This is a genomic window from Klebsiella sp. GN_Kp190 (genome assembly GCF_040061795.1).
Lineage (GTDB): Bacteria > Pseudomonadota > Gammaproteobacteria > Enterobacterales > Enterobacteriaceae > Klebsiella > Klebsiella michiganensis.
This window is the reverse complement of record NZ_JBEAFN010000038.1, coordinates 1-26552: the sequence shown is the minus strand read 5'-3', so window position 1 is coordinate 26552 and position 26552 is coordinate 1. Positions and strand designations below refer to the sequence as shown.

At 55.1% G+C, this 26552-nt stretch carries 24 protein-coding genes and 1 riboswitch; of the genes, 10 read left to right on the top strand and 14 right to left on the bottom strand.

Features of this window, described 5'->3' with window-relative positions:
* Nucleotides 1-37 precede the first annotated feature (37 nt).
* The 4 genes from ABLU67_RS22410 to nudC all read right to left on the bottom strand — a co-directional run bounded on the left by ABLU67_RS22410 (nt 38) and on the right by nudC (nt 3356).
* Nucleotides 38-628 (bottom strand): YjaG family protein, encoded by a 591-nt coding sequence (locus ABLU67_RS22410; RefSeq protein ID WP_004097673.1) that lies wholly within the window; start codon nt 626-628, stop codon nt 38-40.
* A gap of 42 nt (nt 629-670) precedes the next feature.
* Nucleotides 671-1342, bottom strand: coding sequence for a deoxyribonuclease V (gene nfi / locus ABLU67_RS22405; RefSeq protein WP_025107530.1), 672 nt, complete (start codon nt 1340-1342; stop codon nt 671-673).
* 9 nt (nt 1343-1351) lie between these two features.
* Nucleotides 1352-2416 (bottom strand): uroporphyrinogen decarboxylase, encoded by a 1065-nt coding sequence (gene hemE / locus ABLU67_RS22400; RefSeq protein ID WP_064378465.1) that lies wholly within the window; start codon nt 2414-2416, stop codon nt 1352-1354.
* 166 nt (nt 2417-2582) lie between these two features.
* Nucleotides 2583-3356 (bottom strand): NAD(+) diphosphatase, encoded by a 774-nt coding sequence (gene nudC, locus ABLU67_RS22395; protein ID WP_004097667.1) that lies wholly within the window; start codon nt 3354-3356, stop codon nt 2583-2585.
* 95 nt (nt 3357-3451) lie between these two features.
* Here nudC and ABLU67_RS22390 point away from each other — a divergent pair, with 95 nt between their 5' ends.
* From ABLU67_RS22390 to ABLU67_RS22345, 10 genes are all read left to right on the top strand, one after another.
* On the top strand, nt 3452-3949 hold the full coding sequence (locus tag ABLU67_RS22390; RefSeq protein ID WP_014837106.1) for an Rsd/AlgQ family anti-sigma factor: 498 nt from the start codon (nt 3452-3454) through the stop codon (nt 3947-3949).
* Between the two features lie 54 nt (nt 3950-4003).
* Nucleotides 4004-4117: riboswitch (TPP riboswitch) on the top strand.
* Between the two features lie 85 nt (nt 4118-4202).
* A complete protein-coding gene (gene thiC, locus ABLU67_RS22385) occupies nt 4203-6098 on the top strand; it encodes a phosphomethylpyrimidine synthase ThiC (RefSeq protein WP_163586443.1) in 1896 nt (631 codons plus the stop codon).
* Entirely contained in the window at nt 6098-6733 is a 636-nt protein-coding gene (gene thiE / locus ABLU67_RS22380; protein ID WP_048263777.1) for a thiamine phosphate synthase, read from the top strand. The genes thiC and thiE overlap by 1 nt, the downstream gene beginning before the upstream one ends.
* The gene (locus tag ABLU67_RS22375) at nt 6726-7481 is read left to right on the top strand and encodes a HesA/MoeB/ThiF family protein (protein ID WP_046878334.1); all 756 of its coding nucleotides are present in this window, start codon (nt 6726-6728) and stop codon (nt 7479-7481) included. Before thiE ends, ABLU67_RS22375 begins: the two co-directional genes overlap by 8 nt.
* A complete protein-coding gene (thiS, locus tag ABLU67_RS22370) occupies nt 7465-7665 on the top strand; it encodes a sulfur carrier protein ThiS (protein WP_025107534.1) in 201 nt (66 codons plus the stop codon). The genes ABLU67_RS22375 and thiS overlap by 17 nt, the downstream gene beginning before the upstream one ends.
* A gap of 1 nt (nt 7666) precedes the next feature.
* Nucleotides 7667-8437: a thiazole synthase gene (gene thiG, locus ABLU67_RS22365; RefSeq protein ID WP_025107535.1), complete on the top strand. Its 771-nt coding sequence runs from the start codon at nt 7667-7669 to the stop codon at nt 8435-8437.
* Complete coding sequence (gene thiH, locus ABLU67_RS22360) at nt 8434-9567, top strand: 2-iminoacetate synthase ThiH (RefSeq protein WP_049102669.1); 1134 nt, start codon at nt 8434-8436, stop codon at nt 9565-9567. The genes thiG and thiH overlap by 4 nt, the downstream gene beginning before the upstream one ends.
* 320 nt (nt 9568-9887) lie before the next feature.
* Nucleotides 9888-11420 carry a diguanylate cyclase gene (locus ABLU67_RS22355; RefSeq protein WP_348850724.1) on the top strand — a complete coding sequence of 511 codons (1533 nt, stop codon included), beginning with the start codon at nt 9888-9890 and terminating at the stop codon, nt 11418-11420.
* A gap of 172 nt (nt 11421-11592) precedes the next feature.
* Nucleotides 11593-11898: a PTS sugar transporter subunit IIB gene (locus ABLU67_RS22350; RefSeq protein ID WP_004097653.1), complete on the top strand. Its 306-nt coding sequence runs from the start codon at nt 11593-11595 to the stop codon at nt 11896-11898.
* A 3-nt stretch (nt 11899-11901) separates the two neighbouring features.
* Nucleotides 11902-12219 (top strand): PTS lactose/cellobiose transporter subunit IIA, encoded by a 318-nt coding sequence (locus tag ABLU67_RS22345; RefSeq protein WP_004097651.1) that lies wholly within the window; start codon nt 11902-11904, stop codon nt 12217-12219.
* A 43-nt stretch (nt 12220-12262) separates the two neighbouring features.
* Here ABLU67_RS22345 and dcuB read toward each other — a convergent pair whose 3' ends face one another.
* From dcuB to ABLU67_RS22295, 10 genes are all read right to left on the bottom strand, one after another.
* Nucleotides 12263-13603 carry an anaerobic C4-dicarboxylate transporter DcuB gene (dcuB, locus tag ABLU67_RS22340; RefSeq protein ID WP_004097650.1) on the bottom strand — a complete coding sequence of 447 codons (1341 nt, stop codon included), beginning with the start codon at nt 13601-13603 and terminating at the stop codon, nt 12263-12265.
* Nucleotides 13604-13999: 396 nt separating this feature from the next.
* On the bottom strand, nt 14000-18223 hold the full coding sequence (gene rpoC, locus ABLU67_RS22335; protein WP_004097649.1) for a DNA-directed RNA polymerase subunit beta': 4224 nt from the start codon (nt 18221-18223) through the stop codon (nt 14000-14002).
* Nucleotides 18224-18299: 76 nt separating this feature from the next.
* Nucleotides 18300-22328, bottom strand: a complete 4029-nt coding sequence (gene rpoB / locus ABLU67_RS22330) for a DNA-directed RNA polymerase subunit beta (RefSeq protein ID WP_004097647.1) — start codon at nt 22326-22328, stop codon at nt 18300-18302.
* Between the two features lie 325 nt (nt 22329-22653).
* Nucleotides 22654-23019, bottom strand: coding sequence for a 50S ribosomal protein L7/L12 (gene rplL / locus ABLU67_RS22325; protein ID WP_004097645.1), 366 nt, complete (start codon nt 23017-23019; stop codon nt 22654-22656).
* Between the two features lie 66 nt (nt 23020-23085).
* Nucleotides 23086-23583 (bottom strand): 50S ribosomal protein L10, encoded by a 498-nt coding sequence (gene rplJ / locus ABLU67_RS22320; protein WP_004097644.1) that lies wholly within the window; start codon nt 23581-23583, stop codon nt 23086-23088.
* A 415-nt stretch (nt 23584-23998) separates the two neighbouring features.
* Nucleotides 23999-24703 (bottom strand): 50S ribosomal protein L1, encoded by a 705-nt coding sequence (gene rplA / locus ABLU67_RS22315; protein ID WP_004097642.1) that lies wholly within the window; start codon nt 24701-24703, stop codon nt 23999-24001.
* A 3-nt stretch (nt 24704-24706) separates the two neighbouring features.
* Nucleotides 24707-25135, bottom strand: coding sequence for a 50S ribosomal protein L11 (rplK, locus tag ABLU67_RS22310; protein WP_004097640.1), 429 nt, complete (start codon nt 25133-25135; stop codon nt 24707-24709).
* Between the two features lie 153 nt (nt 25136-25288).
* Nucleotides 25289-25834, bottom strand: coding sequence for a transcription termination/antitermination protein NusG (gene nusG / locus ABLU67_RS22305; protein ID WP_002438628.1), 546 nt, complete (start codon nt 25832-25834; stop codon nt 25289-25291).
* A gap of 1 nt (nt 25835) precedes the next feature.
* Nucleotides 25836-26219 carry a preprotein translocase subunit SecE gene (gene secE / locus ABLU67_RS22300; protein WP_004097638.1) on the bottom strand — a complete coding sequence of 128 codons (384 nt, stop codon included), beginning with the start codon at nt 26217-26219 and terminating at the stop codon, nt 25836-25838.
* Nucleotides 26220-26451: 232 nt separating this feature from the next.
* Nucleotides 26452-26552: elongation factor Tu (locus ABLU67_RS22295; protein WP_072082104.1), on the bottom strand; the 101-nt coding region annotated here is incomplete at its 5' end.

The window sequence follows — 26552 nt, the reverse complement described above, 5'->3', positions numbered from 1 at the left end:
ACGCTACAATTCAGGCGGTAAATCACGTTTTCTGGTCTCATTGCTGAAAATTTATACCAATATTGCTCTCACCGGCCTCGCGAAGGTCTGCACGCAGCCCTTTGATCAGTTCAATATCGCGTTCTTCGCAGTCGGCCAGAAGACGGAAAATTTCCCACTGAATATCCCATTCTTGTTCGACTGCCGGGTTTTCCTTGAGCTCTTCGTCGGTCATTTCGCGACCAGCCTGGGTCATTTCCAGCATCGCAACGGTGGTGATCGAGCTCTTGCTGACTTCAATAGCATGTTCGAGCGTTTCGCCGCTCAGCCGCGAATGAATCAGCTCACTCAAGGCCACGCATGCATCAATGGCCGGATAGACGCCGTACAGGTCGTAATCATCAGCGGCCGGAATCGCCTCTTCCAGCTTTTCCAGCTGGCTGTCGAAATTCACCTTCGCATCTTTTACCGTCAGCGTTTCCCAGATCAGATCGAGAATACGGCGATAAAGCTGGCCATCGGCGAACTCAGTTTGCTGACAGAACATGGCGTAGTTGGGGTACATCCGCTCGCACAGGCAGGCCATAAAGGTCACGTGCTGCCAGCTTTCCAGCTTCTCCAGACGCAGATGAATCGGGTTTTGTAACATGATGAAATCTCGAAGTCAGAAATTAGCCGCAGTGTACCTGAATCAGTCGTGATTTGCTTGCCAACGCACAAACGCCGGACGCCGGGACGCCACGGCATCAGCCCAGCGCGTCGGTTCAGGCAGGCGGTAGCCTTTCAGGCAGCGCTCCACCCACATCAGCGCGCTATCCAGGCCCACGCGGTGCCCGGTACTCACAAACAGGGGATTACAGCGCGTTTTACTGCGCAAAACCCACGCCAGCTGCTCGCCTTTATCTAACAACGGCGCCAGCGCGCCGGGCTCATCGCCCAGCGGCTCGAACTTACCGCACAGCCGTTTTTTCGCCACGCCGATGGTCGGCACATCCACCAGCAGACCAAAATGGCTGGCGACGCCGAGGCGGCGCGGGTGGGAAATACCGTGGCCATCAACAAATAAGAGATTTGGCTTCTGCGAAAGCTGCTCCCAGGCCGCCAGCAGCGCGGGGGTTTCGCGAAAGGAGAGGAAGCCGGGGATATAGGGCATCGTGGTCGCGACGCGCGCGACCTGATACTCCACCAGCTCCAGGGATGGATAGCTCAGCAGCACCATCGCCGCCCGGGTCACCTCTCCCTCTTGCTCAAATCCAACATCCGCTCCGCCGATCAGCGTCGGCGGATCCTGGTCCAGCCGATCGCCTCGTTCAACCGATGCCGCCAGGCTGAGCTGCTGGGTGCGTAGCGATGACAAATCCATATTCACTCCTTAACGGTGGTATGGCGCCGACAACCGGTGCACTGCCTCCACAAATACGCCCGCATGTTCCGGGTCGACGTCCTGATGAATGCCGTGCCCAAGGTTAAAGACATGGCCTTCGCCCTGGCCAAACCCGGCGAGAATGGTCGCCACCTCTTCTTCGATGCGCGCCGGAGGGGCATAGAGCATCGAGGGATCCATATTGCCCTGCAGGGCGACTTTATGGCCGACGCGACGCCGCGCATCGGCGATATCGGTCGTCCAGTCGAGCCCCAGCGCATCGCAGCCGGTTTCCGCCATCGCTTCCAGCCACTGCCCGCCGCCTTTGGTAAACAGCGTCACCGGCAGGCGGCGGCCATCATTCTCACGCAGCAGCCCATCAACGATTTTATGCATGTAATAGAGCGAGAACTGCTGATAATCCCGGCCGGTCAGCACCCCGCCCCAGGTATCAAAGATCATCACCGACTGCGCGCCCGCTTTGATTTGCGCATTCAGATACAGCGTGACGCTTTTCGCCAGCTTATCGAGCAGCGCGTGCAGGGCCTGCGGCTCGGCGTACATCATCTTTTTGATCACCGTAAACGCTTTGCTGCTGCCGCCTTCCACCATGTAGGTCGCCAGCGTCCACGGGCTGCCGGAAAAGCCAATCAGCGGCACTTCTCCCTTCAGCTCACGGCGGATGGTGCGCACGGCGTTCATCACGTAGCCAAGCTCATCTTCCGGGTCGGGGACGGGTAATTTATCGACATCCGCTTTGCCGGTAATGGGTGAGGTAAAACGCGGGCCCTCCCCGGCTTCGAAATAGAGCCCCAGCCCCATCGCATCCGGGATGGTGAGAATGTCCGAGAAGAGGATAGCCGCATCCAGCTTATAGCGGCGCAGCGGCTGCAGCGTCACTTCACAGGCAAGCTCGGCGTTTTTACACAGCGACATAAAATCGCCCGCCTCGGCGCGGGTGGCCTTATATTCCGGTAAATAGCGGCCCGCCTGACGCATCATCCATACCGGGGTGACATCAACCGGCTGGCGTAGCAGCGCGCGCAGGTAGCGATCGTTCTTCAGTTCGGTCATTTTTACATTCCTTTAGCGTTGATGCGCCAAGTTTATACACAAAATCATTCAAAGTGGATCGAGGCGGCAATTGAATGAACCCAAGGAGCTTACTCAAGTAAGTGACTGGGGTAAGTGAAAGCAGCCAACAAAGAGGCAATTTGAAGGATAAAGTATATGTAACATGTCACTCATACTCTGCCCGACACATCGCCACGGTATCTTCAATCAGACGGCGCGCCACGGTGCCCGGCGGCGGCAAAAGCGGCAGATTGTCATAGCGATACCATCCCGCCTCCAGCAGCTCTTTCTTGTCGATGACAATCTCGCCGCTATCGTACTCGGCCATAAACGCGGTCATCAGCGATTGTGGGAACGGCCAGGGCTGAGAGGTCACGTAGCGCAGGTTTTTCACCTTAATGCCGCTCTCCTCCATCACCTCGCGGGCAACGGTCTGCTCCAGGGTTTCGCCGACTTCGACAAACCCGGCCAGCACCGTATGCACGCCGTTACGATGGCGAGTATGCTGCGCCAGCAGGATAGAATCATCCCGACGGATGGCGACGATAATGCACGGGGCGATTTGCGGGTAGTAGCGTTCGCGGCAGTGGCTGCACAGCATTGCCCACTCGGTTTTGCTGGGGTGCATAGGATGGCCGCAGTAGCCGCAGAATTTGTGCGAGCGGTAGAATTCCGCCAACTGGATCCCGCGTCCCGCCAGTTGAAAAAGGCCAGCATCCTGATCGAGCACCTGACGCAGCGATCCCATCTCATGCCGGCGATCCTGGCGGACCAGCCACACCGGATCGCCCTGCCATTCTCCGATTCGCAGCGCGGGCTGCCCCGCAAGATTAAAATTTACCGCTTCGCCGTAGGGCAATTCTCCGTCGGGCAACCATAATTTCTGTTCGTGGCTGACGATCCACCAGCCGCGATCTAATTTTTCAATAATACGATCCATATCTATTGCACTACCTTTATTTTACTGGCACTTTTAACATTAAATTTACATTTTGGTGAGCAACGTATTTCTCTTAAAACCTTGCGGAGTCAACCATGTTAAACCAGCTGGAAAACCTGACGGAACGTGTTGGAGGCAGCAATAAACTGGTCGATCGCTGGCTACAAGTACGTAAGCATTTGCTTGTGGCTTACTACAACCTGGTTGGCCTGAAGCCCGGCAAAGAATCATTTATGCGGCTTAATGAGAAAGCGCTGGATGATTTTTGTCAAAGCCTGGTGGACTACCTCTCCTCCGGCCATTTTAATATTTATGAACGCTTTATCGGCGAATTGGAAGGCGATACGCCACTTTTAGCCGCCACTAAGATTTATCCACAGCTGCAGGCCAATACCCAGCAGATCATGGATTATTACGACTCCTGCCTCGAAAACGCCATCGATCACGATAACTACCTTGAGTTCCAGCAGGCGCTGTCGGATATCGGCGAAGCGCTGGAAGCGCGCTTTGCGCTGGAAGATAACCTGATCGCCCTCGCCGTCGCCCACAGCCGCAAAGACAACGTCAGCGACAATATCGCGCCGACCGCTTGAGTTGTGAGCCATTAACGCGTAGTTTACATACATTCCCCCTCACGGAGAGGGGATGTCATCTTGTCGGAGTGCCCATTTTCCACACTGGAAAAGGCTGAGACCGTTAATTCGGGATCCGCGGAACCTGATCAGGCTAATACCTGCGAAGGGAACAAGAGTAAACTGCGTTTAGCATCTGCCTCTTCAGGGCCGATCGCATCTGTTACTCCATCCGTCGTCTGGCAAGCCATATCCTGTTTAACTGGAATGAGCTATGTCTACAACCAAACTCACGCGTCGAGAGCAACGCGAACGCGCCCAGCGCTTTATCGACACCCTGGAAGGTACCGCATTTCCCAATTCGCAGCGCATCTATATCCCCGGTTTGCAGGAAGATATTCGCGTACCGATGCGCGAAATTCAGCTGAGCCCGACGCTTATCGGCGGCAGCAAAGATAATCCTCAGTACGAAGCGAACGAAGCTATTCCGGTCTATGACACCTCCGGCCCCTATGGCGATCCGCACGTCGCGATTAACGTTCAGCAGGGTCTGGCAAAACTGCGTCAGCCGTGGATTGATGCGCGCCGCGACTGCGAAGCACTCAGCGATCGCAGCTCGGCCTATACCAGAGAGCGGCTGGCGGATGATGGCCTCAACGAACTGCGCTTTACCGGCCTGCTCACGCCCAGGCGCGCCATCGTCGGGAAATGCGTGACGCAGCTGCACTACGCCCGTCAGGGGATTGTCACCCCGGAAATGGAGTTCATCGCCATTCGCGAGAATATGGGCCGCGAGCGTATTCGTGGCGAAGTGCTGCGCCAGCAGCATCCGGGCGTTGGGTTTGGCGCGCGGCTGCCGGAGAATATCACCCCGGAGTTTGTGCGCGCTGAGGTCGCCGCCGGGCGCGCGATTATCCCGGCCAATATTAATCATCCGGAATCCGAACCGATGATTATTGGCCGCAACTTCCTCGTGAAGGTTAACGCCAATATCGGCAACTCGGCGGTCACTTCGTCGATTGAAGAAGAGGTCGAGAAGCTGGTGTGGGCGACGCGCTGGGGAGCGGATACGGTCATGGACCTCTCCACCGGCCGCTATATTCACGAGACCCGCGAGTGGATCCTGCGCAATAGTCCGGTACCGATCGGTACGGTGCCGATCTACCAGGCTCTGGAGAAGGTCAACGGGATCGCCGAAGATCTCACCTGGGAAGCCTTCCGCGACACGCTGCTCGAGCAGGCGGAACAGGGGGTGGACTACTTCACCATCCATGCGGGCGTGCTGCTGCGCTACGTGCCGATGACCGCCAGGCGCCTGACCGGCATCGTCTCCCGCGGCGGCTCAATCATGGCGAAATGGTGCCTGTCCCATCACAAAGAGAATTTCCTCTACCAGCATTTCCGCGAAATCTGCGAAATCTGCGCCGCCTATGACGTCTCGCTGTCATTGGGCGACGGCCTGCGTCCCGGCTCGATTCAGGATGCCAACGACGAAGCGCAGTTCGCCGAACTGCACACCCTGGGCGAACTGACCAAAATCGCCTGGGAGTATGACGTACAGGTGATGATCGAAGGCCCGGGCCACGTGCCGATGCAGATGATTCAGCGCAATATGACCGAAGAGCTGGAGCACTGCCACGAAGCGCCGTTCTACACCTTAGGGCCGCTAACCACCGATATCGCGCCGGGCTATGACCATTTCACCTCGGGAATTGGCGCCGCCATGATCGGCTGGTTCGGCTGCGCGATGCTCTGCTACGTGACGCCAAAAGAGCACCTCGGCCTGCCGAATAAAGAAGACGTTAAGCAGGGCCTGATTACCTACAAAATTGCCGCCCACGCCGCCGATCTCGCCAAAGGCCACCCCGGCGCGCAGATCCGCGATAACGCCATGTCGAAAGCGCGCTTCGAGTTCCGCTGGGAAGATCAGTTTAATCTGGCGCTCGACCCGTTCACCGCACGCGCTTACCACGACGAAACCCTGCCGCAGGAGTCAGGCAAAGTGGCCCACTTCTGCTCCATGTGCGGCCCTAAATTCTGCTCAATGAAGATAAGCCAGGAAGTTCGCGACTACGCCGCCGCGCAGACCATCGAAGTGGGGATGGCCGATATGTCGGATAACTTTCGCGCCCGCGGCGGTGAAATCTATCTACGTAAGGAGGAAGCCTGATGTATCAACCCGATTTTCCATCCGTCCCTTTCCGCCTGGGGCTTTATCCAGTCGTCGATAGCGTCGCGTGGATCGAACGCCTGCTGGTCGCGGGCGTTCGCACTCTCCAGCTGCGCATCAAGGATAAACGCGATAGTGAGGTTGAAGAGCATGTCGTTGCCGCTATCGCCCTGGGACGCAAATACCATGCGCGGCTGTTTATTAACGATTACTGGCGCCTGGCCATCAAACATCAGGCTTACGGCGTGCATTTAGGCCAGGAGGATCTGGAAACGACCGACCTCAGCGCCATCCGCAACGCCGGGCTGCGTCTTGGCGTTTCGACGCATGACGATATGGAAATTGATATCGCGCTGGCGGCGCGTCCCTCTTACATCGCGCTTGGGCACGTTTTTCCAACGCAAACCAAGCAGATGCCTTCCGCCCCTCAGGGGCTGGATCAGCTGGCGCAGCATATTCAGCGACTCGGGGTTTATCCAACCGTGGCGATTGGCGGCATCAGCCTTGAGCGCGCCCCGGCGGTACTGGCGACCGGCGTCGGCAGCGTTGCGGTGGTCAGCGCCATTACTCAGGCGGCCGACTGGCGACAGGCAACGGCCCGGCTGCTCGAGATAGCGGGAGCCGGTGATGAATGACAGCGATTTTATGCGCTATAGCCGCCAGCTGCTGCTGGAGGATATCGCCATTGAAGGCCAGCAAATGCTGCTGGCCAGCCGGGTGTTGATCGTGGGTCTCGGCGGGCTGGGCTCTCCCGCCGCGCTCTATCTTGCCGGCGCTGGCGTCGGCACGCTGGTGCTGGTCGATGACGACGACGTGCACGTCAGTAACCTGCAGCGACAAATTTTGTTCACCAGCGAGGATATCGCTCAGCCTAAAACCACGGCCGCCAGGGCCCGGCTGGCTCAGTTAAATCCGCAGATTGAACTGATTGCGCTGAAGCAGCGGTTAGGCGGAAAGGCCCTGCAGGATGAAGTGGCGAAGGCCGATGTGGTACTGGATTGCACCGATAACATGGCGACTCGTCAGGCGATCAACGCCGCCTGCGTCGCGCTTAAAACGCCGCTGATTACCGCCAGCGCCGTCGGGCTTGGGGGGCAGCTGATGGTACTGACGCCGCCGTGGGAGCAGGGCTGCTATCGCTGTCTGTGGCCGGACGCTAACGAGCCTGAGCGCAACTGCCGTACGGCGGGCATTATCGGTCCGGTGGTTGGCATGATGGGTACCCTACAGGCGCTGGAGGCCATCAAGCTGCTCGCTGGCATGATGGCCCCGCGGAACACGCTGCGCCTGTTCGATGCCCGAACCAGCAGCTGGCGCACTCTCGCGCTCCAGCGGGCTCAGGGCTGTCCGGTATGCGGAGGGCAGCATGCGGATATGGTTTAACGATGAACCGTTGCAGTGCGCCGAAGCGACCTCCGTCGCCGATCTGCTCACGCAGCTGGAACAGCAGCAGCCGGGCGTCGCGCTGGCGCTCAATCAACGCATCCTGCCGCGTGAACGGTGGGAAGATCATCTCTTACAGGAAGGCGATCAAATCCTGCTTTTTCAGGTTATCGCTGGAGGCTGACATGTTACGTATTGCGGATAAAACCTTTGAGTCACATCTTTTCACCGGCACCGGTAAATTCGCCGCCCCCGACGTCATGGTGGAGGCCATTCGCGCCTCCGGCAGCCAGCTGGTGACGCTGGCGATGAAGCGCGTCGATCTCCGTCAGCATAATGACGCGATCCTCGCGCCGCTGCTGGCGGCCGGCGTTAGCCTGCTGCCCAACACCTCCGGCGCCAAAACGGCGGAAGAGGCGGTATTTGCCGCCCGCCTGGCGCGGGAGGCGCTGGGCACCCACTGGCTGAAGCTGGAAATTCATCCGGACGCCCGCTGGCTGCTCCCCGATCCGATCGAAACGCTGAAAGCGGCGGAGATTCTGGTACGGGAAGGCTTCGTGGTGCTGCCCTACTGCGGCGCCGACCCGGTGCTGTGCAAGCGCCTTGAAGAAGCGGGCTGCGCGGCGGTGATGCCGCTCGGCGCGCCCATCGGCTCCAATCAGGGGCTGGAAACTAAAGCGATGCTGGAGATTATTATCGCGCAGGCCACGGTGCCGGTAGTCGTTGACGCGGGTATTGGCGTGCCGAGCCACGCGGCGCAGGCGCTGGAAATGGGCGCTGACGCGGTACTGGTGAATACCGCCATCGCCGTTGCCGACGATCCGGTAACCATGGCGCGGGCCTTCCGTTTAGCGATCGATGCCGGCTTGCTGGCCCGACAGGCAGGCCCGGGCGTGCGCAGCGCGCAGGCGCAGGCCACCAGCCCGCTGACCGGCTTTCTGGAGGCGCGGGTATGAACACCTTCACTGACCGTTGGCGGCAGCTGGACTGGGACGATATTCGCCTGCGAATCAACGGGAAAACCCCCGCCGACGTTGAACGCGCCCTGGCGGCAAAACAGCTCAGCCGTGACGATATGATGGCCCTGCTTTCCCCCGCCGCCGCTGGCTATCTGGAGCCTCTGGCCCAGCGCGCTCAGCGCCTGACTCGCCAGCGTTTTGGTAATACCGTCAGCTTTTATGTCCCGCTGTATCTCTCTAATCTCTGCGCCAACGACTGTACCTACTGCGGTTTCTCAATGAGTAACCGCATCAAGCGCAAGACTCTGGATGAGGCGGAAATAGCCCGTGAATGCGCGGCGATCCGCGAAATGGGCTTTGAGCATCTGCTGCTGGTGACCGGCGAACATCAGGGCAAGGTCGGCATGGACTACTTTCGTCAACATCTGCCCGCGATTCGCCGCCAGTTCGCCTCGCTGCATATGGAGGTCCAGCCGCTGGCGATGGAAGAGTATGCCGAGCTGAAAACCCTCGGTCTGGACGGGGTGATGGTCTATCAGGAGACCTATCATGAAAGCATGTATGCGAAACACCATCTGAAAGGGAAAAAGCAGGACTTCTTCTGGCGGCTGGATACGCCGGACAGGCTTGGGCAGGCGGGGATTGATAAAATTGGCCTTGGCGCACTTATTGGCCTTTCCGACAGCTGGCGGGTGGACTGCTTTATGGTGGCGGAGCATCTGCTGTGGCTCCAGCAGCATTACTGGCGCAGCCGCTACTCCATCTCCTTCCCACGTCTGCGGCCTTGCGCGGGAGGTATCGAGCCCGCCTCATTAATGGATGAACGGCAGCTGGTGCAAACTATTTGCGCCTTCCGCCTGCTGGCTCCGGAAGTGGAACTCTCGCTCTCCACCCGCGAATCCCCCTGGTTCCGCGATCGGGTGATCCCGCTGGCCATCAACAACGTCAGCGCCTTTTCGAAAACCCAGCCCGGCGGGTATGCCGATAACCATCCGGAGCTGGAGCAGTTCGCGCCTCACGATGACCGCCGTCCGGAAGAGGTCGCCAGCGCGCTGGTGGCCAGCGGTCTACAGCCGGTATGGAAGGATTGGGACAGCTGGCTGGGACGCGCCTCCCAATCGTCATGATAACGAATGTAATTTCTTAAACGTTCTTCATGCACGATCGTAATAAGAGAAACGGGAGATTGTGGCCCTGTTCCCGTTTCTCTATTCTGCCCCTGTCAGCAGCGGACGCTGACCAGGGCGAATATTCACTCTTCCTCCTTTTCGCCCTGCTCCCGCCTCTTTGCGGCAACGGTAATTCCATCAATATCGAATATTAATCAGTCCATATCACAACGTCAGCGTTATAATTACCGGAGTTTTATCTGATTCGCTCAGCAGGCATGCTGGCTAAACCTGCGTCTCCACCCACGGTTTAACGCTTCTGGAACGATTTACGACTCATGGCTCGTCATAATAGAAAGCTCTCTTTCACCACGCCGATTATCATCGGATTTGCGGGTATTTTATTCAGCTTCTTGCTGATAGCGATGTTTGCCACGACGACGCAGAGGAATGATTTTCTCGAAGATTATCATCATATTAATCGCAATTTTACCCACAATATGGCGACCAACTACACGGAGACGCTGCTGCAGGGCAACGACTTTATCCTCACCCGTGCCGCCACTTTCTTTGCCCGCAACGATGCGCTGAATGAGGCGGTTAACGTCAATCCGGAAAAAGGGTTGATGCAGCTTATGCAGTTGCAAAATATGATGCAGACCGTTTCGTCCATCTCGCTGGCGGATACCAATGGGCACTATCTGCGCGCGCCCGAGGTTCTGGAAACCGAAGATAGCCAGTCCTTCGATGCCAAAACAAGGCCGTGGTTTATTAAGCAAGCGGAAGCCAGTACCTTCAGTCGGTATACCAGCCCGTACAACGACTACTTCACGCATCATCCGACGATTACCGTCTACAAACCCATAATTTCTCCAGAGGGACGGCTAAAGGGCAGTCTCGCGTTTCATCTCGATCTCACCTCAATGGGCTACGCGTTACGGCAGATGGTAGCACCCGTCCAGGGAGAATTTTTTGTGGTGCAACGCGATGGTAAAGTCATTCTCCACCCCGACCCCGGCGCTTTATTTAAACCCTACGTCAGTGAAGCCTTGATGGACAGAATGACCAGCGGCGAAGGCCAGCTTTACGATACCAATACGGACACCTGGTACTATTACTACTCCTTTACCAACCCCGACTGGTTTGTTATTTATCGGGTCGATAACTCGACGCTGGTCAACTTAACGCGCCATGAAACGGATATCGTCGCCTGGAGCTTTGCCCTGGCCGCGATCGTTATCGTGCTGTTTGGACTGTATCTGCGCCATGCTTCACGTACGGTGTTGATGAACATCATCAATGCGATTAAAACCGGGGATGTTCAGCGCGCCCCGCGGCTGGAAGCGATGCTCAGCAAAGCCATCGAGAGCAATAAGCAGCGCGAGTTAACCTACGTTCGCCAGGCGACCATCGACGCGCTAACCGGCTGCAAGAACCGCCGCGCCTTTGACAGCGATATCGCCGCGCTGATGAACGATCATCAGCCCTTCTCTCTTGCGCTGGTTGATATTGATAACTTCAAAACGATAAACGACACCTGGGGTCACCTCAACGGCGATATCGTGCTGCGCAATGTCGCCCGGGAAGGGCTGCAAATCCTCCAGCCCCTGCAAATTTCGCTTTACCGCTACGGCGGCGAAGAGTTTGCGGTGATCTTTACCACCGGACATAGCGATGACGCCCTGATGCTGCTGGAGAGCTGGCGGGCCCGCGTTGCGCAGCGCTCCTGGCGTGAAGAAGGGCTAACGGTCACCTTCAGCGCGGGACTGGGGGAATGGAATATGGAGCCCCTGGAGCAGCTTGTCGTACGCGTTGATGAAGCGCTGTATAAAGCCAAGCAGCAGGGCAAGAATCGCATCGTCCGCGCTTAACAGAGCCCACCGTTTCAGGCCTGTCGGACGCGGCTTTTAGCGTTTTCTCCCCCAGAACCGAAACCGGTTTCATTATTTTGTGATGACTTACACACAATCACCGTAAAGCGGTTGTCCCGCCCGCCTGCCCGCGATAAAGATGGTACATCAAGGAACATAAGGGCCAACAATTATGAAGAATATCGTTTTATGCTGTGCCGCAGGAATGTCCACCAGCATGCTGGTTCAACGTATGCAGGCCGCTGCGCAACAAAAAGGCGTGGAAGTCTCCATCAAAGCCGTACCGGTTGCCGAGTTTAAAGATAATCTTGCCGCTGCCGATATTATCCTGCTCGGCCCTCAGGTGAAGTACGAGCAGGCCAAGCTACAGGCAATGGCCGACCCGTTTGGTAAAAAAGTCGCCGTCATCGATATGATGGATTACGGCATGATGAAAGGCGATGCCGTGCTTGATAAAGCCCTGAAGCTGATGGAGTAAGAGATGGAAGATTTAGAAACAATCATCATGGAGCTGCTGGTTAACGCCGGTTCTGCGCGCAGCTCGGCGTTAACCGCTCTGCAGCTGGCGCGTAAAGGCGATTTTGCTGCGGCCGAACAGGCAATGGCGGAATCCCATGAATTCGTCAAGCATGCGCATAAAATCCAGACCCAGCTGATCGGCATGGATGAAGGCAGCGGCAAGCTTCCGGTTAACCTGATTACCGTACACTCTCAGGACCACCTGATGAACGCGATGGTCATTCAGGATCTGGCTACCGACATGATTGAGCTCTATCGCCGAATTCCGCTCGCACAATAACGTCAACGACTTAACAGGCGCCGCTACCGGCGCCCGTATCCTCTTAAAGAAATCCGTACATCGCCGCAAATACCCAGCCAAAGACGCAAGAGACGCTGACGCCAATGAGCCCTGGCAGAATAAAGCTATGGTTAATCACAAAGCGGCCGATATGCGTGGTACCTGAGCGGTCGAACTGAATCGCCGCCAGATCGCTTGGGTAGGTCGGCAGAATGTAATAGCCGTAGCAGGCGGGCGCGGAAGCGACGATGTAGGCCGGATCGACGCCGATCGCCAACGCCACCGGAACGATCGCCGCCAGCGCAGCCGCCTGGGAGTTAACAAACTTCGATACCAGCAGCAGAACGATAGCGTAGGCCCACGGGTACTCCTTCACCATCTCCCCGAGCACGCCTTTAATCTCGGTCATGTGCGCGCCGAACATCGTTTCCGCCATCCACGCGATGCCGTACACGGCAACGATAGCGATCATCCCGGAACGGAACACCTCATTTTTGGAGATCGAAGCCGGATTCGTTTTCGTAATGATGATGATGAGCGCCCCGGAGAGCAGCATAAACATCTGGATCACCAGCACCATCGACAGCGGCTTACCGTCGAATGCCGGACGCAGTTCGGAGAAGGCGCCGAGCAGGGCGACAACCGCGATTGAGGCCAGAAAAATCCACATCGCAATCCAGTTGCTGGTCGGAAGCTTTCTATCCAGCAGCGTGGCCGTGTCCCCGTACACGTAGTGACGGTTTTCCGGTACCGCAATAAAGGCCTGGAAGGTTTCGTCTTTATCGAGGTCTTTGCCGCGAAACCAGCTGAAGATACCAATGGCCAGAATCCCCAGCAGCGTGGACGGAATGGTTATCGCCAGCAGGTCGAGAAATTCAAGGTGCTTGCCGTTAAAGGTAAAGTTGCCAAGCATTGCCACCAGCGAGACAACCGCCACGGAAACCGGGCTGGCGATAATCCCCATCTGCGCGCCGATCGAGCTGGCGGCCATGGGTCGCTCCGGACGGATGTTATTTTTGATGGCGACATCATAAATAATCGGCAGAATGGTATATACCACGTGCCCCGTGCCGCAAAGAATCGTCAGCGTACAGGTGACGAATGGCGCGACGATCGAGACATATTTCGGGTTTCGCCGCAGGAGTTTCTCGGCAATCTGCAGCATCACGTCTAAACCACCGGAAGCCTGCAGCGTCGCCGATGCCGCCACGACGGCGATAATGACCAGCATGACATCGACGGGCGGTTTTCCAGGCTTCAGGTGAAAAACAAAGACCAGGATAACTAGCCCAATGCCGCCTAAAAGACCGAGCGCAATGCCGCCCTTTCTCGCACCATAGAACAGACAAATTAAGATAATGATAAGTTGTATAGCAAATTCCATACATCCCCCAGAAGCTATCCATTAAATAACGACAATACTCTCCGCTTTGTTTTTATTAGTTCACCTCCTCCATCGCCTTTTAACAGGCGTAACAATCCCCTCGGCTGCGGTAAACCGAAAAGAACCGGGAAAGTAATCACATGATTATTTTAGTTTTTTGACTATATAGCGTTTGCGGTGCTTATTTTTTGACACGCGTAGAATTTTCACCCTTTCATTGAAGATGAAAAACAGTCATGGAAATAAATCATTATAGGAGTGGTTTATATTTGCTAATTAATTGCAGCTATTACATCAATAAAATGTAATAAAAAAGTAGACGGAATAAACTGGCAGGCAATAAAAAAGCCAGTCAGATGACCTGACTGGCTTTTTGAGCGTTTAGTGAATCAACGATTAATCGTTGTCAGAACCGCCCAGACCCGCGTTCAGCAGTTCTGCCAGGTTAGCAGAAGCTTCTTCCACGCTGACCTGCGGCGCTGCTGGCAGTTCGCCCGCTGCGCGGCGGCGCATACGATCCTGGTGGTACGCATAACCGGTACCGGCCGGGATCAGACGACCCACGATAACGTTCTCTTTCAGGCCACGCAGTTCGTCGCGTTTACCCGCAACGGCTGCTTCGGTCAGGACACGGGTGGTCTCCTGGAACGATGCGGCAGAGATGAACGATTCGGTTGCCAGGGACGCTTTGGTGATACCCAGCAGATCGCGGGAGAATGTTGCCCCCACTTTGCCGTTCGCTTCCAGATCGCGGTTAGCAATCTTAACGCGAGAGTATTCAACCTGTTCGCCTTCCAGGAAGTCGGAGCTACCGGCGCTTTCGATGGTCGCTTTACGCAGCATCTGACGAACGATAACTTCGATGTGCTTATCGTTAATCTTAACGCCCTGCAGACGGTATACGTCCTGAACTTCGTTAACGATGTAACGAGTCACAGCATGCACGCCACGCAGACGCAGAATGTCGTGCGGCGCTTCCGGACCGTCGGAAACCACGTCACCACGTTCTACGCGTTCACCTTCGAACACGTTGAGCTGACGCCACTTAGGAATCATCTCTTCGTACGGATCGCTACCGTCTACCGGGGTGATAACCAGACGACGTTTCCCTTTGGTTTCTTTACCGAAGGAAATGATGCCGCTGATTTCAGCCAGGATTGCCGGCTCTTTCGGACGACGCGCTTCGAACAGGTCGGCAACGCGCGGCAGACCACCGGTGATGTCCTTGGTACCGCCGGATTCCTGCGGTACACGCGCCAGGGTGTCACCAGAGCTGATCTGGACGCCATCTTCCAGCTGAACAATTGCTTTACCCGGCAGGAAGTACTGCGCAGGCATATCGGTGCCAGGGATCAGAACGTCATTACCCTGAGCATCAACGATTTTCAGCGCCGGACGCAGATCTTTACCGCCAGTGGTACGCTCTGCAGAATCCAGAACCACCAGAGAAGACAGACCGGTCAGTTCGTCGGTCTGACGAGTAATGGTCTGGCCGTCAATCATGTCAGTGAAGCGGACAAAACCACTCACTTCGGTGATAACCGGCATGGTGTGCGGATCCCAGTTTGCTACGGTTTCACCGCCGGCAACCTGCTCGCCATCACCTTTCGCCATAACGGAGCCGTAAGGCACTTTATAGCTCTCTTTGGTACGACCGAATTCGTCGATCAGCTTCAGCTCGGTATTACGGGAAGTAATAACCAGCTTACCGCTGGAGTTCACAACCGACTTCGCATTGCTCAGACGGATGCTACCTTTGTTTTTCACCTGGATGCTGGACTCAGCAGCCGCACGAGATGCCGCACCACCGATGTGGAACGTACGCATCGTCAGCTGTGTACCCGGCTCACCGATGGACTGTGCCGCGATAACGCCGATAGCCTCACCTTTGTTGATGATGTGGCCACGCGCCAGGTCACGACCGTAGCAGTGCGCACATACACCAAAGTCGGTGTCACAGGATACAACGGAACGCACTTTGACGGAGTCAACGGAGTTCTCTTCCAGCAGATCGCACCAGTGCTCGTGCAGCAGCGTGTTGCGTGGAACCAGAATGTCCGCCGTACCCGGCTTCAGAACGTCTTCAGCGGTCACACGACCCAGTACGCGATCGCGCAGCGGCTCTTTAACATCGCCACCCTCGATAACCGGGGTCATGGTGATGCCTTCCAGGGTGCCACAGTCGTCTTCAGTCACGACCAGGTCCTGCGCAACGTCAACCAGACGACGAGTCAGGTAACCGGAGTTCGCCGTTTTCAGTGCGGTATCCGCCAGACCTTTACGCGCACCGTGCGTGGAGATGAAGTACTGGAGTACGTTCAGACCTTCACGGAAGTTCGCGGTGATTGGCGTTTCGATGATGGAGCCATCCGGCTTCGCCATCAGACCACGCATACCGGCAAGCTGACGAATCTGTGCAGCAGAACCACGCGCACCGGAGTCGGCCATCATGTAAATGCTGTTGAAGGAGACCTGCTGCTCTTCTTCGCCGTTACGGTTAATAACGGTTTCAGTTTGCAGGTTGTCCATCATCGCTTTGGATACACGATCGTTCGCCGCGGCCCAGATATCGATAACTTTGTTGTAGCGTTCGCCAGCGGTAACCAGACCCGACTGGAACTGCTCCTGAATCTCAGCAACTTCCGCTTCCGCTTCGCTGATGATCTCGTATTTTTTCTCCGGGATGACCATGTCATCGATACCAACGGATGCACCTGAGCGCGCTGCATAAGCAAAGCCGGTGTACATCGTCTGGTCCGCAAAAATAACGGTCGGTTTCAGGCCCAGAATACGGTAGCAGGTATTCAGCATCTTAGAGATGGCTTTCTTGCCCAGCGCCTGGTTGACGATGGAGAAAGGCAGACCTTTCGGTACGATCATCCACAGAATGGCGCGACCAACGGTCGTATCTTTCAGGCTGGTTTTCGCAACGAACTCGCCGTTTTCATCTTTTTCGTATTCGGTGATACGCACTTTAACGCGCGCATGCAGAGAGGCCAGGCCAGCGCGATAAATACGCTCAGCTTCTTTCGGGCCAGTCAGCACCATGCCTTCGCCTTTGGCGTTAACACAGTCACGGGTCATGTAGTACAGACCCAGTACAACGTCCTGAGACGGAACGATGATTGGTTCGCCGTTCGCCGGAGACAGGATGTTGTTGGTAGACATCATCAGCGCACGCGCTTCGAGCTGGGCTTCCAGCGTCAGCGGTACGTGAACAGCCATCTGGTCACCATCGAAGTCGGCGTTGTATGCCGCACAAACCAGCGGGTGCAGCTGAATGGCTTTACCTTCGATCAGTACCGGCTCAAATGCCTGGATACCCAGACGGTGCAGGGTTGGTGCACGGTTCAGCAGTACCGGGTGTTCGCGGATCACTTCGTCCAGGATATCCCAAACGACAGCTTCTTCGCGCTCAACCATTTTCTTAGCGGCTTTGATGGTGGTGGCGAGGCCACGCAGTTCCAGCTTGCCGTAGATGAACGGTTTGAACAGCTCCAGCGCCATTTTCTTCGGCAGACCGCACTGATGCAGACGCAGGTATGGACCTACGGTGATAACAGAACGACCGGAGTAGTCAACGCGCTTACCGAGCAGGTTCTGACGGAAACGACCCTGCTTACCTTTGATCATATCGGCCAAAGATTTCAGAGGACGTTTGTTAGAACCGGTGATCGCACGACCGCGACGACCGTTATCCAGCAGGGCGTCGACCGCTTCCTGCAGCATACGTTTTTCGTTGCGTACGATGATGTCCGGCGCAGCCAGATCCAGCAGACGTTTCAGACGGTTGTTACGGTTAATGACGCGACGATACAGATCGTTCAGGTCAGAAGTCGCGAAACGACCGCCATCCAGCGGAACCAGCGGACGCAGATCTGGCGGCAGAACCGGCAGAACGGTCAGGATCATCCACTCCGGCTTGTTGCCAGACTGGACGAAGGCTTCCAGCAGTTTGATACGCTTGGTCAGCTTCTTACGCTTGGTTTCGGAGTTGGTTTCGTTCAGCTCTTCGCGCAGAGTTTCACACTCTTGCTCCAGATCCATGCTCTTCAGCAGGGCCTGGATAGCTTCCGCACCCATCTTCGCGTCAAATTCGTCACCGAACTCTTCCAGCGCATCCAGATACTGTTCTTCAGTCAGGATCTGCTGGCGTTCCAGGTTGGTCATACCGCCTTCGATAACCACATAGGATTCGAAGTACAGCACGCGTTCGATATCGCGCAGCGGCATATCGAGCAGCAGGCCGATACGGGACGGCAGAGACTTCAGGAACCAGATGTGGGCGGTCGGAGACGCCAGCTCGATGTGACCCATACGCTCACGGCGCACTTTAGTCTGGGTCACTTCAACGCCGCACTTCTCACAGATCACACCGCGGTGTTTCAGGCGCTTGTACTTACCGCACAGGCACTCGTAGTCTTTTACTGGCCCGAAAATACGCGCACAGAAAAGGCCGTCACGCTCAGGTTTGAACGTACGGTAGTTAATGGTTTCCGGCTTTTTAACTTCACCAAAAGACCATGAACGGATCATGTCTGGCGATGCCAGAGCAATTTTGATCGCATCAAACTCTTCGGTTTTAGTTTGCGCTTTCAGAAACTTTAATAAGTCTTTCACGGATTTGCTCCCGTCGGAGTTAGCACAATCTGGCGCCGGGTCTTACCCCGGCACCAGTGACCTGTTTGAGCGAGAGTTACTCGTCTTCCAGTTCGATGTTGATGCCCAGCGAGCGAATCTCTTTCAACAGTACGTTGAAGGATTCCGGCATGCCCGGTTCCATCTGATGGTTGCCGTCCACGATGTTCTTATACATCTTAGTACGGCCGTTCACGTCATCAGACTTAACGGTGAGCATTTCCTGCAGGGTGTATGCTGCGCCATATGCTTCCAGCGCCCACACTTCCATCTCCCCGAAGCGCTGACCACCGAACTGCGCCTTACCACCCAGCGGCTGCTGAGTAACCAGGCTGTAAGAACCGGTAGAACGCGCATGCATCTTGTCATCAACCAGGTGGTTCAGTTTCAGCATGTACATGTAGCCAACGGTAACCTGGCGCTCGAATTGCTCACCGGTACGACCGTCGAACAGGGTGATCTGGCCGGAAGTCGGCAGGCCACCAAGCTGTAACAGTTCCTTGATTTCAGACTCTTTCGCACCGTCGAAGACCGGCGTTGCGATCGGCATACCTTTTTTCAGGTTTTCAGCGAGACGCATAACTTCTTCGTCAGTGAAGGTATTCAGATCAACCTTCTGACGCACGTCGGTGCCCAGATCGTAGGCACGCTGGATGAATTCGCGCAGTTTGGCGACTTCCTGCTGCTGTTTCAGCATGGCGTTGATTTTCTCGCCAATACCTTTCGCAGCCATACCCAGGTGAGTTTCCAGGATCTGACCGATGTTCATACGAGACGGTACGCCCAGCGGGTTCAGTACGATGTCAACCGGCGTGCCGTTTTCATCGTAAGGCATATCTTCGATCGGGTTGATCTTAGAGATAACACCCTTGTTACCGTGACGACCTGCCATTTTGTCACCAGGCTGAATCTGACGTTTAACGGCCAGATACACTTTGACAATCTTCAGCACGCCCGGTGCCAGATCGTCGCCCTGAGTGATTTTGCGGCGTTTCGCTTCGAGTTTTTTCTCGAACTCGTGTTTCAGTTCGTCGTACTGCTCAGCCAGCTGTTCCAGCTGATTCTGTTTCTCTTCGTCGGTCAGGCCCAGTTCCAGCCAGCGATCGCGCGGCAGCTTATCGAGCTTCTCAGCTTCGATACCGCCGGAGACCAGCACCGCGTAGATACGACCAAACAGGCCAGCTTCGAGGATCTGCAGTTCTTCAGACAGGTCTTTCTTCGCCTGTTTGAGCTGCATCTCTTCGATTTCCAGCGCACGTTTGTCTTTTTCTACGCCGTCGCGGGTAAAGACCTGAACGTCGATAATGGTACCGGAGACACCGTTTGGTACGCGCAGGGAAGAGTCTTTAACGTCAGACGCTTTCTCACCGAAGATCGCACGCAGCAGTTTCTCTTCCGGCGTCAGCTGGGTTTCACCTTTCGGCGTTACCTTACCAACCAGAATATCGCCACCGGTCACTTCCGCGCCGATATAAACGATACCGGATTCATCCAGTTTAGAGAGCGCAGCTTCACCCACGTTCGGGATGTCGGCGGTGATCTCTTCCGGCCCCAGCTTGGTGTCACGAGACACGCACGCCAGTTCCTGAATGTGGATGGTGGTAAAACGGTCTTCCTGGACAACACGCTCGGAAACGAGGATGGAGTCTTCGAAGTTGTAACCGTTCCACGGCATGAACGCGACGCGCATGTTCTGACCGAGCGCCAGTTCACCGAGGTCGGTAGACGGGCCGTCAGCCAGCACGTCACCGCGCTCAATCGGCTCACCCAGAGAGACACACGGCATCTGGTTGATGCAGGTGTTCTGGTTAGAACGGGTGTACTTGGTCAGGTTATAGATGTCGATACCGGCTTCGCCCGGGTACATCTCGTCTTCGTTAACTTTGATAACGATACGGGAAGCATCCACGTACTGAACGGTACCGCCACGTTTAGCGACCGCAGTTACACCGGAGTCAACGGCAACAGCACGTTCCATACCGGTACCAACCAGCGGCTTATCAGCGCGCAGAGTCGGAACGGCCTGACGTTGCATGTTCGCACCCATCAATGCACGGTTGGCGTCATCGTGTTCCAGGAACGGGATCAGGGACGCACCGACGGATACCACCTGCTGGGTGGATACGTCCATGTAGTCAACCTGGTCGCGGCTGAACAAGCTGGATTCGCCTTTACTACGGCAGGTAACCAGATCTTCTACAAAGTGGCCTTCGTCATCCAGGTTGGAGTTCGCCTGAGCAATAACGTAGTTGCCTTCTTCGATAGCAGACAGGTAATGAATTTCGTCGGTTACAACACCGTCAGTCACTTTACGGTACGGGGTCTCGAGGAAACCGTATTCGTTCGTCTGTGCGTACACGGACAGAGAGTTGATCAGACCGATGTTCGGACCTTCAGGCGTTTCGATTGGACATACGCGACCGTAGTGGGTCGGGTGTACGTCTCGAACTTCAAAGCCTGCGCGTTCACGGGTCAGACCGCCCGGGCCGAGTGCGGAGATACGACGTTTGTGCGTAATCTCAGACAGCGGGTTGTTCTGGTCCATAAACTGAGACAGCTGGCTGGAGCCAAAGAACTCTTTCACTGCCGCAGAAATCGGCTTGGCGTTGATCATATCCTGAGGCATCAGGGTATCCAGATCGCCCAGAGACAGACGCTCTTTCACCGCACGCTCTACGCGGACCAGGCCAACGCGGAACTGGTTTTCCGCCATTTCGCCAACGGAACGGATACGACGGTTGCCGAGGTGGTCGATATCATCGACTTCGCCTTTACCGTTACGGATATCGATGAGCTTCTTCATCACTTCGATGATGTCTTCTTTGCTCAGGATACCGGAACCTTCGATTTCGTCGCGCAGCAGAGAACGGTTGAACTTCATACGACCTACCGCGGACAGATCGTAGCGGTCTTCGGAGAAGAACAGGTTCTCGAACAGGCTTTCAGCCGCTTCACGAGTCGGCGGCTCACCTGGGCGCATCATGCGGTAGATTTCTACCAGCGCGCTCAGACGGTCGTTGGTCGGGTCGACGCGTACAGTCTCAGAGATGTACGGACCGTGATCCAGATCGTTGGTGAACAGCGTTTCGATACGCTTATGGCCAGACTGGCTCAGCTTGGCCAGCAGATCCAGGCTCAGCTCCATGTTCGCCGGGCAGATCAGCTCGCCAGTAGATTCGTCAACATAGTCTTTAGAGGCAACTTTGCCAGCGATGTACTCAACCGGAACTTCGATATGTTTGATATCGTCTTTTTCCAGCTGGCGAATATGACGTGCGGTGATGCGACGCCCTTTCTCAACATACACTTTACCGTTCGCTTCGATGTCGAAGGAGGCGGTTTCGCCGCGCAGACGCTCCGGTACCAGTTCCATCTGCAGCTTGTTATCGCGAATTTCAAAGACCACTTTCTCGAAGAACAGGTCAAGGATCTGCTCAGTGGTGTAATTCAGCGCGCGCAGGATGATGGTAGCCGGCAGCTTACGACGACGGTCGATACGGACAAACAGGTTGTCTTTCGGGTCGAACTCGAAGTCCAGCCAGGAGCCACGGTAAGGAATGATACGTGCGTTATACAGGACCTTACCGGAAGAGTGGGTCTTACCTTTGTCACTGTCAAAGAAGACGCCCGGGCTACGGTGCAGCTGAGAAACGATAACGCGCTCGGTACCGTTGATAACGAAGGTACCGTTGTCGGTCATGAGCGGAATTTCGCCCATGTAGACTTCTTGCTCTTTAATGTCTTTAACGGTGCCTTCCGGCGCTTCGCGCTCGTAGATCACCAGACGCAGTTTGACGCGCAGCGGTGCCGAGTAGGTCACGCCACGGATCTGACATTCTTTAACGTCAAAAACCGGTTCGCCCAGACGGTAGCTGACGTATTGCAGCTCAGAGTTACCGCTGTAGCTTTTAATCGGGAATACGGAACGGAAAGCTGCTTCCAGACCATACTGCCCTTCAGGATCTTGCTCGATGAACTTCTGAAACGAGTCAAGCTGGATAGAAAGGAGATAAGGTATGTCCAGAACCTGCGGACGTTTACCAAAATCCTTACGAATACGTTTTTTCTCGGTATAGGAGTAAACCATAGGGTTCCTCAGCTCGCTGACAAGTCGACCCATCTGCCCACATAAGGCAGTTTTTTATGCAACACTATTTTGTTGACCGGAAAATGGAACACTTTCCGCAATACCTGTTTCTATCACGCTTAAACCATTTCATTGCGATTTACACAGCTCAGGAGCCCTAACCTGTCGCAGTATATTAAGTCGTCTATAGAAACAAGCATTGTCAGGACAACCAGTAGTCAAACAGTGTGAAATTCTACTGGCGCCTTACAGCGCAAAAAGGCTGGTGACTAAAAAGTCACCAGCCATCAGCCTGATTTCTCAGGCTGCAACCGGAAAGGTTGGCTTATTTAACTTCAACTTCAGCGCCAGCTTCTTCCAGAGATTTTTTCAGTGCTTCAGCGTCATCTTTGCTCACGCCTTCTTTCAGAGCGGCCGGAGCAGATTCTACCAGGTCTTTAGCTTCTTTCAGACCCAGGCCAGTTGCGCCACGTACTGCTTTGATAACGGCAACTTTGTTAGCGCCGATACCTTTCAGAATTACGTCGAATTCAGTTTTTTCTTCAGCAGCTTCAACCGGGCCAGCAGCTACAGCTACAGCAGCAGCAGCGGAAACACCGAATTTTTCTTCCATTGCAGAGATCAGCTCAACAACGTCCATTACGGACATAGCGGATACTGCTTCAATGATTTGATCTTTAGTGATAGACATTTAAATTGTTCCTGAATATCAGAATAAGTTTATACGTAAGCGAATGCTTTACAAAGACAACTGCGATTAAGCAGCTTCTTTCGCATCGCGTACAGCAGCCAGAGTGCGAACCAGTTTGCCAGCCGAAGCTTCTTTCATGGTTGCCATCAGGCGTGCAATTGCTTCTTCGTAGGTCGGCAGAGTTGCCAGGCGGTCGATTTGCGACGCCGGGATCAGCTCACCTTCAAAGGCTGCGGCTTTGACCTCAAATTTTGCATTCGCTTTCGCGAACTCTTTGAACAGACGAGCGGCAGCGCCCGGGTGTTCCATAGAGTATGCAATCAGGGTCGGACCAACAAACGTGTCTTTCAGGCACTCGAAAGGAGTACCTTCAACGACGCGGCGCAGCAGGGTGTTGCGAACAACACGCATGTATACGCCAGCTTCACGACCTGCTTTACGCAGTTCAGTCATTTTGTCTACAGTCACGCCACGGGAATCCGCAACTACTGCAGACAGCGCGCCTTTGGCTACTTCGCTGACTTCAGCAACAATCGCTTGTTTGTCTTGAAGATTTAAAGCCATTAGCTTTGCTCCTGGATGTTTGCCAGAGCTCATGCTCCGGAACTCACTTCACTCGACTCAAAGAGAAGAGCGTCTTAATACGGTGAGCAGAAACAAGCCAGAGTATCCAAAAATAATCTTAGCGTTCTGTCACCGTCTACGCAGGGCATTAAGTCTCTTGCGAAACACCTGCGGTCTTCGACGGAGGCCTGGATAGGCCAGGCTCCAACGAACAAATCTTGTCTATCCGTCGCTATTCAATCTGTGGCGGCATTGACTGCCTTCGTTCACACCAGTCACATAGTTAACTATGCTCCAGGCGACTCACTCAGTTGTCGCCTTGCCACAGCCTGAATATCTCGGCTATACGTCTGCTATAAGCAGAATACGTGGGGGTAAGATTGTAGACAAATTCACCGCCCACGTAAAGCTAATCTTAGTTCGCAGAAGCGCTCAGACCAGCCTGATCAACGGCAACGCCAGCACCCATGGTGGTGGAGATGCTGATTTTCTTGATGTACACGCCTTTAGCCTGAGTCGGTTTTGCTTTTTTCAGCGCAACCAGCAGAGCTTCCAGGTTTTCTTTCAGTTTATCAGCGTCAAAATCCACTTTACCGATGGTGGTGTGGATGATGCCGTTTTTGTCGTTACGGTAACGAACCTGACCTGCTTTAGCGTTCTTAACCGCTTCAGCAACGTTCGGCGTTACGGTACCCACTTTCGGGTTTGGCATCAGGCCGCGCGGACCCAGAACCTGGCCCAGCTGGCCAACAACGCGCATTGCATCCGGGGAAGCAATAACAACGTCAAAGTTCATTTCGCCTTTTTTGATCTGGTCAGCCAGATCTTCCATACCTACCAGCTCTGCGCCAGCAGCTTTAGCTGCTTCAGCGTTCGGGCCCTGGGCAAATACGGCTACGCGAACTGAACGGCCAGTACCGTGCGGCAGTACGGTCGCGCCGCGGACGTTCTGGTCAGATTTACGCGCGTCGATGCCGAGGTTAACGGCAACATCAACGCTTTCAACGAACTTAGCAGTAGCCAGTTCTTTCAGCAGAGAGATGGCTTCGTTGATGTCGTACTGTTTGGTCGCATCAACTTTGTCACGAATCACGGACATGCGCTTGGTCAGTTTAGCCATTTCTTAGTCCTCCACTACCAGGCCCATGGAACGTGCAGTACCTTCAATGGAGCGAGTCATCGCTTCAATGTCGGAACCAGTCATGTCGGCAGCTTTGGTCTGCGCGATTTCCTGCAGCTGAGCGCGGGAAATTTTACCTACTTTGTCTTTGTTCGGTTTACCGGAACCAGACTTGATACCAGCCGCTTTTTTCAGCAGAACTGCTGCCGGCGGAGTTTTGGTAACGAAGGTGAAAGAACGGTCAGCGTAAACGGTAATAACAACCGGGATCGGCAGACCTTTTTCCAGGGATTCAGTTTTTGCGTTGAACGCTTTGCAGAATTCCATGATGTTCACACCCTGCTGACCCAGTGCTGGACCAACCGGCGGACTCGGGTTTGCCATACCAGCTGCAACCTGCAGCTTGACATAGGCTTGTACTTTCTTAGCCATGTAAATTTCCTCGTTTGGGTGTAGCGCCTAAAAAGGCTCCCCGTGATAAATATCGCTTTATGGGAATCAGACCCATAAAAACAAAAGGCGCGAAATTGTATGTCAATTCCGCGCCTCATGCAACGATTAAAACGTTGCTTTTTTGATCGGCTGTTAGGCTTTTTCTACCTGAGCGAAGTCCAGCTCAACCGGCGTCGCACGACCGAAGATAGAAACGGACACTTTCAGACGAGACTTCTCGTAGTCCACTTCTTCAACCACACCGTTAAAGTCGGCAAATGGACCGTCGCTAACGCGAACCATTTCACCCGGCTCAAACAGCGTTTTCGGCCGTGGCTTATCGCCAACCTGCTGCAGACGGTTCATGATCGCGTCGACTTCTTTGTCGCTGATCGGCGCCGGACGGTCAGATGTACCGCCGATGAAACCCATCACGCGCGGTACGCTGCGCACCAGGTGCCAGCTCGCGTCGTTCATCACCATCTGGACCAGCACGTAGCCCGGGAAGAATTTGCGTTCGCTTTTACGACGCTGGCCGCCGCGGATTTCGACCACTTCTTCGGTCGGCACCATGACTTCGCCAAACAACTCTTCCATATTGTGTAATTTGATATGTTCACGCAACGAGGTAGCTACGCGACCTTCAAAACCGGAAAACGCCTGAACGACGTACCAGCGTTTTTTAGGAGCTTCAGACATCTCAGAACCTCAGGCCAGTGATAAAGGATACCAGGCGAACCAGAATACCATCCAGTCCCCACAGGATCAGTGACATTACGGCAGTCACTGCGGCAACAATCAGCGTGGTATGCAACGTTTCCTGGCGAGTCGGCCAGATCACCTTGCGGACTTCGGTTCTCGCTTCACGAGCGAAGGCGACTGTCGCCTTACCTTTTGTCGTTAACAGCGCGACACCGCCCGCTGCAGCGATCAGAATCACTACAGCCAGCGCACGCACTGCCAGCATAATGTCACGATAAAGGAAGTTGCCGACGATGGCCACAACCAGCAGCACGACTACGATTGTCCACTTCATCGCTTCGAGGCCGCGCCCGCTCCCTTGAGCTTCGGTATTCGCACTCATAAACCAACCTGTCACAAGAATTCAGACAAATAACTTCACCCCGCATGAAATGCGAGGCGACCAAACCGAAATGCTCTGCTGCGTTTCGGACTTAACGCCCTCTTCAGAGCCTGTCTCAGCAATGATTATGACCCAAAAAATCACTGATGAGCCAGGTTCTGGTGTGAAAGCGTGCAAAAAGGGCATCAAATGATGCCCTTTTATTGCGCATTGCGTCAAATGTTATCAGCAATTAGCCGAGAACTTTAGCAACCACGCCCGCGCCAACGGTACGGCCACCTTCACGGATTGCGAAACGCAGACCGTCGTCCATCGCGATCGGGTGGATCAGGG